Source organism: Protofrankia sp. Cr1, from assembly GCF_963555865.1.
Lineage (GTDB): Bacteria > Actinomycetota > Actinomycetes > Frankiales > Frankiaceae > Protofrankia.
In genome coordinates, this window is record NZ_CAUVXO010000025.1 from 23,740 (window position 1) to 29,915 (window position 6,176).

Genomic DNA, 6,176 nt, shown 5'->3' on the forward strand with positions numbered 1-6,176 from the left:
CGAGCCGCCCGGGTAGTTGCCGCCGCCGTGGTCGGTGTCGATCGTTTCGTAGTCCTTGGCCCCGTTGACGCGTGGCAGGGCGTCGACGAAGACGACCGTCCGAGGCTTCTTGAACGACGCGATCTGCGCCCGGCAGTGTTCGATCAGCTCGGTGTCGGTCGCGTTCGCGTCGTCGCGCAGGGCGACCACCGCCTTGACGGACTGTACCCAGCGTTCATCCGGGACGCCGATGACGGCGGCCTCCCGGACTGCCGGGTGACGTTCGAGGCAGGCTTCGACCTCAGCCGGGTAGATGTTCTCCGCCGCTGATTTGATCATTCGTGTCGCGGTGCCGACGAAGGAGATGCGGCCGTCGGGCAGCCGCCGTCCCAGGTCGGTGGTGTGCCAGCCACCGGTTCGGGTCCGGTGCGCGTTGTCCTGCGGTCTGTCCCAGTAGCCCGCGTGGACCAGCGCGCCACGGACGACGATCTCTCCGACCTCACCGTCGGGGACCTCTGCGCCCTCCGGCCCGACGATCGTGATCCGGGCGAACGGGACCGGACGCCCGACGGTCGGGCTCCACTCCTCGTGCCCGAGTGCGGCGTAGAGGCAGAAGCCGGTCACCTCGGTCTGACCGAATCCACCCATGTGGCGGCCCCAGGGACTGCCGTCGGGGGTGACCATGTCCGCCCAGCCCGCAATCATCGTCAGCGGGCTGCGCAGGGAACGCAGGTCGAAACGTCGGTCACGGTTGGTCTCGACGAGCTGGACGACCTGCGGCGGCATCAGGAACGCCGAGGTGCACTGCTCGTCTTCGATGAGTCGGCACAGCTCCTCGGGGTCGCTGCGGCGGACGAAGACGTTGGTGCCGCCCCAGACGAAGGTCGTCGCGGTGTGCTGGAAGGTGCCGATGTGGAACAGCGGACCGGAGTTGAGGAAGATCTGGTCGCCATCCGCGTAGAAGAGGGTGCCGATGACGCTGGCCTGCGCGACCAGGTTCGCCGAGGTGAGCATCGACCCGGCGGGCCGACCCCCGTGCGCGGCCGTGTAGATGACAAGCACGGGGGCGTGCGGATCGGGATCCGCGGGCGGCAGCGCAGCGTCGCCCGCGGCCAGGAAGCCCTCGTACGTGTCGGGTCCGTCGCTGTCGGGCTCATCGCTGTCGGGCCCGCTCTTGGACCCGTTGGTGTCGTGGCGCAGCCAGCGCGCGGTATGTGTGGCCCGCTTGCGCGCCTCCCCGACGGTCGGTCCGATTTCGGCGTCCTGCCAGACGATGACGGCGGGCCGCAGGTCGTCGATGACGAACGCCATTTCCTCAGCGGAATGCCGCCAGTTCACCGGGCAGACCATGGCGCCGAGCCGTGCGCCCGCCAGGACCAGCTCGAGCGCCCGGTGGCAGGTCTGCCCGAGCCACAGCACCCGCGAGCCACGTGTGACACCTGCGCTGTGGAGTGCGCCGGCGAGCCGGGCGACTCGATCGTCGAGGTCGGCGTAGGTCACCCGGTGTTCCCCACACACGGTGGCGGTGCGGCCCGGACGCGAGCGGCTGTGTTCGGCGAGGAGTTCGGCGAGCGTCGGCCAGGTGCCGACCGGTACCGCGGACATCAGGTGTCCACCCGGTGCGGTCCCAGCGAGCTGGCCCGGGTCCTGCCGCTGATCGTTTCGTTCACGACGGTGCTCTTCATGCTCTCCATCCTCGCGGGCGATATGGTAGATCTAGTCCAATCATAGAGCTAATATTTCTGTTTCAGCCGATCGCCTCCGGCTCGGCGAAGCCCGCACCGGCCGGTCGGGTCGGGCTGTGTCGTAATAATCATGTTTCTCATTAAACGTCTTATGCTATATTCACCTCGGCTTGTACAATGGGGAGGCGCGGCGGTGTCGGATGCCCGGTCGGATGATCGCTACTACCAGCCCACGGCGGAGACGATGCCGCGGGCGGAGCTCGAAGCGTTACAGGAGCAGCGAGTCGTCGAGCTGGTGGAGTACGCGTACGAGCGGTCGCCGTTCTACCGTGAGCGCTGGGATGCGGCCGGTGTCCACCCGCGCCAGGTCCGCTCGTTGGACGACTTCCGCGAGCGCATCCCGTTTATCGACAAACAGGACGTCCAGGGCTTCCGTGAGCGCAGCGGCGACCCGTTCGCCGGGCTGCTCTGTGTCGACCGCAAGGAACTCACCTCGTTGACGTCGACGTCAGGGACGACCTCCGAGCCCGAGTTCTTCCCGGAGCGGTGGGACAGCGCCCATCCCCTTGTCACGGGCACCGCGCGCGATCTGTGGGAGCTGGGCGTACGGCCGGGGGACACGGTCGTGGTGCCGCCCGGTACCTTCCGGGGCTTCTGGGACTCGCTGTTTCAGCTGCTCGGCCTCGTGCCGCTCTACATCGACACGTGGATCGGCCAGTGGGGGGACGTCCTGGACGCCATCGAGCAGTACCGGCCGGCATACGTCCAGCTGCTCTACCCGATGGTCGTCGAGATCGAGCGGCTCGCCGACGTCCGGGACGTGCGGGAGGCACTGGCGCCGCTGAAGGCGGCCAGTTTCGCCGGGATGCCGCTGGGCCGCACGCTGACGGCAAAGGTCCGCGACGAGTGGGGCGTGAACCTTTTCCTCTACACCAGCGCCGGGGACACCGGCACGGCGTGGGAGTGCTCCGAGCACGATGGTTACCACCTGTGGGAGGACATGGTGCTCGCCGAGCATCTTGACCCGTCCGGGGCCACCGCCGTCGCCGACGGCGCCCTCGGGGAGCTGGTCGCGACCGACCTTGACAACATCACCGCACCGTTCATCCGCTTCCGGTCGGGTGATCTGGTGCGGCTGACCCGTACCGCCTGTGGCTGCGGACGCACCCATGCGCGGCAGTGGCCGGTCGGTCGCAAGGGCGACGAGACGGTTGTGGGCGCTACCCTGGTCGGCGTCCAGGACGTCTGGGACGCCCTGGAGACCCTGCCGGAGACGGCGGACGGGATCTTCCAGATCATCCGGCCGACCCGGGTCGTCGACTCGCTGCGGCTGCGGGTCGGCTATACGCCCGAGCTCACCGGTGATCTCGCCGACCTGCTGGTGCGGGCACGCGATGTGGTGGCTACCAAGGTGGGTGTCACTCCGGAGGTGGAACTGGTGCCCGCGGGCGAGATCCTCAGCCGGTCCGCCAGCGTCGCGAAGTTCCCCCGGTTGGTGAAGGCGTGAGCCGCGCGTCGATCGTGGAACGGGCACGAGAGCTTCCGCGCGCTGAGATCGCCGGCATCGGCCGCTTCACCGTGGCCGGGCGGCACCACGACTTCACGATCACCTGGGATGATCGTAAGCGGGCCGGGGCATGGCACCGCGCTGCACTCACCGCCTGGGGCTTCGCGCCCGGTGACAGCGTCCTGATCACGTCGGTATCCTGCGAGGGGATCTGGACCGGCGGCTTTGCACAGGCGCTACGTGATCTCGGGGTTGTCTTCGCACTCGCCGAGTCCTACAGCTGGGACGCTCGCCGGGTGGCGACCTTCGCCCGGCGGGTGCCGCTGGCGGCGGTGTTCGGGCTCGGCCGCGAAACCGCCGAAGCGCTCGCGGCCACGGCCAGTCTCGACGTGCTGGCATCGGTGCCGCACCTGTTCGCCCGCCCGGATGCCGTCCCGATCCTGCGTGGCGCCGACCTGGACCCGGTGCTGTTCGCGCCGATCGGGCCGACGGTGGCGGTCGAATGCCCGGAGCGTGCCGGCGGGCATGTCGACGCGGAGCGCTGGTCGCTGCGTGCCGTCGACGGCCAGCTTCGGTGTCCTTCGCCGACGGGCGCCCGGGCGGTTTGTCCGACGTTCCCCTCGGGGTGGGCGGCACGGTACGGACCGGCCGATGCGCGTGCGGTAGCGACGATCCGCGGGTGCTGCTGGCCTGACCCGCTGTGCGGTTCCCGGCCGGCGTTGGCACGGTTCTCGGTCGGCCGGGAGCGATCAGTGATCGCTGGACGAGGCTGCTTCCCAGGCCGGGTGCTCCCGGCGGGCCCAGTACCGGGGTACCAGACCGGTGCGCATGCCCAGGCGGGCAACCGGGTCCCGGCTGGCGAACCAGAGGTGGCCGGCGATGACGGCGACCACGGCATAGGCCAGCCAGTCGTGGACGAAGGTGGCGCCGGTGCGCCAGCGTACCGGCCAGGCGTTGGCGTAGCGCATGAGCAACCCGGTCCCGAGCATGACCAGGATCGAACCGGCGACGAACGCGGCGTTGAGCTTCTGACCGGGGTTGAACTTGCCGATCGGGATCCGGCCGGCGCGACGCTCCCGGCTGCGCAGCCAGGCCCAGTCCGTGGCGGTGAAACGGTTGAGCAGGCCCAGGTCATGGCGGTAGGCGGCCGACACGACGCCGGCCAGCATCGGCACCGGCAGCGCGATCCCGGCATAGACGTGCACCGCCGCCACCAGGTGGCGCCGGCCCACCAGAACCGACAGCGGCCCGAGGTAGAGCATGGCCGCGGTGGCGATGCACAGGCCCATCAGGGCCGCGGTGCTCCGGTGCACCCAGCGTTGCGTTCGGGTGAAGCGGCGCAGGAGCTCAACTGGTTGCGTCATCGTCGCGTCCATTGGAGTGCCCGACCCAGGCGTCGACGTCGTAGCCATCCTGTTCCCAGTAGCCGGGTTGGACACGATCGGTGACCTCGATTTCACTGAGCCATTTCAGTGATTTGTAGCCGTACATCGGTGCCACATACAGCCGGACCGGACCACCGTGTTCATGCGTGACCGGAGCTCCGAGCATAGTCAGGGCGACCAGGACGTCGGGCCGTCGCGCCTGGTCGAGGGTGAGGCTTTCAGTATAGACGCCGTCAAACGACCGGATTGTCACCGTCTGTGCACCCGGCTGGATCTGCGCCGCGTCGAGGAGGTCCGCAAGCCGGACGCCGGACCAGGGCACGGCCGCCACCCGCCAACCGGTGACGCACTGGAAGTCCCGGGTGAGCGCGGTCTGCGTCATCGCGTGGAGCTGGTCGAGGGTGAACGTCGCGGGTCGGCCCACCATGCCGGTGACACGCAGGCGGTAGTCCGCCGCGGTACGGGTCGGCACGCTGGCGGTCACCGAGTAGAAACGGAAGCCGCCCGCATCCGGGAGCAGGCTCGTCAGCCCGGTCGGATCACCGTTCTGTATCGGCGCGAGGATGTCCTCAAGCCGACCCTGGATCCCGGCACCGGTCGCCACACCGACCGTGCCAGCGGCAAGCATGCCGATGATGACGCGTCGACCGACCGGGGCACCTGCCGCACTCATGAGGATCAGCCAACACGCTCACGGTGGCAATGCGCAACCCTTCCACCGGACACCTACTATTAGGTATAATAATTTGATTAAAAATATTACGTTCTTATCATACGTCGAGCGAAGCGAGGAAGAACCGTGGACGGCAGGGTCGCGATCGTCACAGGTGGCACGCGTGGCATCGGTGCCGCGATCACGGAGGTACTCGCCACCGAGGGGGCCCACGTGGCGGCCGTCTACGCCGGTAACCATGCGCGTGCGGATGCGCTGCGCGGGCGCCTGGCTGACCGAGGTGGTTCAGTCAGCGTGCACGCCGGGGACGTCGGCGACCCGGACTTCTGCCGGAAGCTGGTCGACGAGGTGCTCGCCGAACACGGCCGCGTCGACCACCTCGTGAACAATGCGGGGCTTCTGGTCGAGAACAGCGCCTTTCGGATGACCGACGAGGACTGGGACCGCGCCCTGCGCGTGAACCTGTCCGGTCCGTGGTATCTCGCCCGCGCCGCACTCGCCCCGATGGTCGAACGCCGCTTCGGGCGCATCGTGAACGTGGGGTCGGTGACCGCGGCCATGGGTAGCCCGGTCGAGGTCGGTTACGGGGCCGCCAAGGCGGGTCTACTGGGGATGACGCGTTCGCTCGCCCGGGCGGTGGCCCGTAAGGGGGTCACCGTCAACCTCGTTGTTCCCGGCGTCTTCGAGACGGACATGACCAACGCGATGGCTCCGGCCGCGCAGGACGCGATCCGCGCGATGATCCCGTTGGGACGGCGCGGTGATCCCTTCGAGCTCGCGCACGCCGTGCGCTTTCTCCTGGACGACAACGCCGGTTACGTCACCGGGTCGGTGGTCACCGTCGACGGCGGCCTGAGCATGGGAGCTTAGGCCGCCGTCGGCTCGGGTCAGTTGCCGCAGTAGGGGGTTGGTTGTTGCACCTCAAAGGCGGTACCGGTGGGGTTGAT

General features: G+C 68.7%; 5 protein-coding genes. 2 read left to right on the forward strand and 3 right to left on the reverse strand.

Annotation, left to right across the window (positions count from 1 at the left end; genetic code table 11):
- Positions 1-1,584: AMP-binding protein (locus tag U9980_RS04460; RefSeq protein ID WP_322766801.1), on the reverse strand; the 1,584-nt coding region annotated here is incomplete at its 3' end.
- Positions 1,585-1,857: 273 nt separating this feature from the next.
- Between U9980_RS04460 and U9980_RS04465 the strand changes: the two genes are divergently transcribed.
- Positions 1,858-3,171 carry a hypothetical protein gene (locus U9980_RS04465; protein ID WP_322766802.1) on the forward strand — a complete coding sequence of 438 codons (1,314 nt, stop codon included), beginning with the start codon at positions 1,858-1,860 and terminating at the stop codon, positions 3,169-3,171.
- Between the two features lie 749 nt (positions 3,172-3,920).
- Here U9980_RS04465 and U9980_RS04470 read toward each other — a convergent pair.
- Together U9980_RS04470 and U9980_RS04475 are read right to left on the reverse strand one after the other, a co-directional pair.
- Positions 3,921-4,535: a cytochrome b/b6 domain-containing protein gene (locus tag U9980_RS04470; RefSeq protein WP_322754371.1), complete on the reverse strand. Its 615-nt coding sequence runs from the start codon at positions 4,533-4,535 to the stop codon at positions 3,921-3,923.
- Entirely contained in the window at positions 4,519-5,229 is a 711-nt protein-coding gene (locus U9980_RS04475) for a molybdopterin-dependent oxidoreductase (RefSeq protein WP_322766803.1), read from the reverse strand. Before U9980_RS04475 ends, U9980_RS04470 begins: the two co-directional genes overlap by 17 nt.
- 126 nt (positions 5,230-5,355) lie before the next feature.
- Here U9980_RS04475 and U9980_RS04480 point away from each other — a divergent pair, with 126 nt between their 5' ends.
- The gene (locus U9980_RS04480) at positions 5,356-6,099 is read left to right on the forward strand and encodes a 3-oxoacyl-ACP reductase family protein (RefSeq protein ID WP_322754373.1); all 744 of its coding nucleotides are present in this window, start codon (positions 5,356-5,358) and stop codon (positions 6,097-6,099) included.
- Positions 6,100-6,176: the final 77 nt, after the last annotated feature.

Coding starts and splice junctions, on each gene's coding strand:
- U9980_RS04470 (WP_322754371.1), bottom strand. CDS start 4,535: ATGACGCAACCAGTTGAGCTCCTGCGCCGCTTCACCCGAACGCAACGC.
- U9980_RS04475 (WP_322766803.1), bottom strand. CDS start 5,229: ATGAGTGCGGCAGGTGCCCCGGTCGGTCGACGCGTCATCATCGGCATG.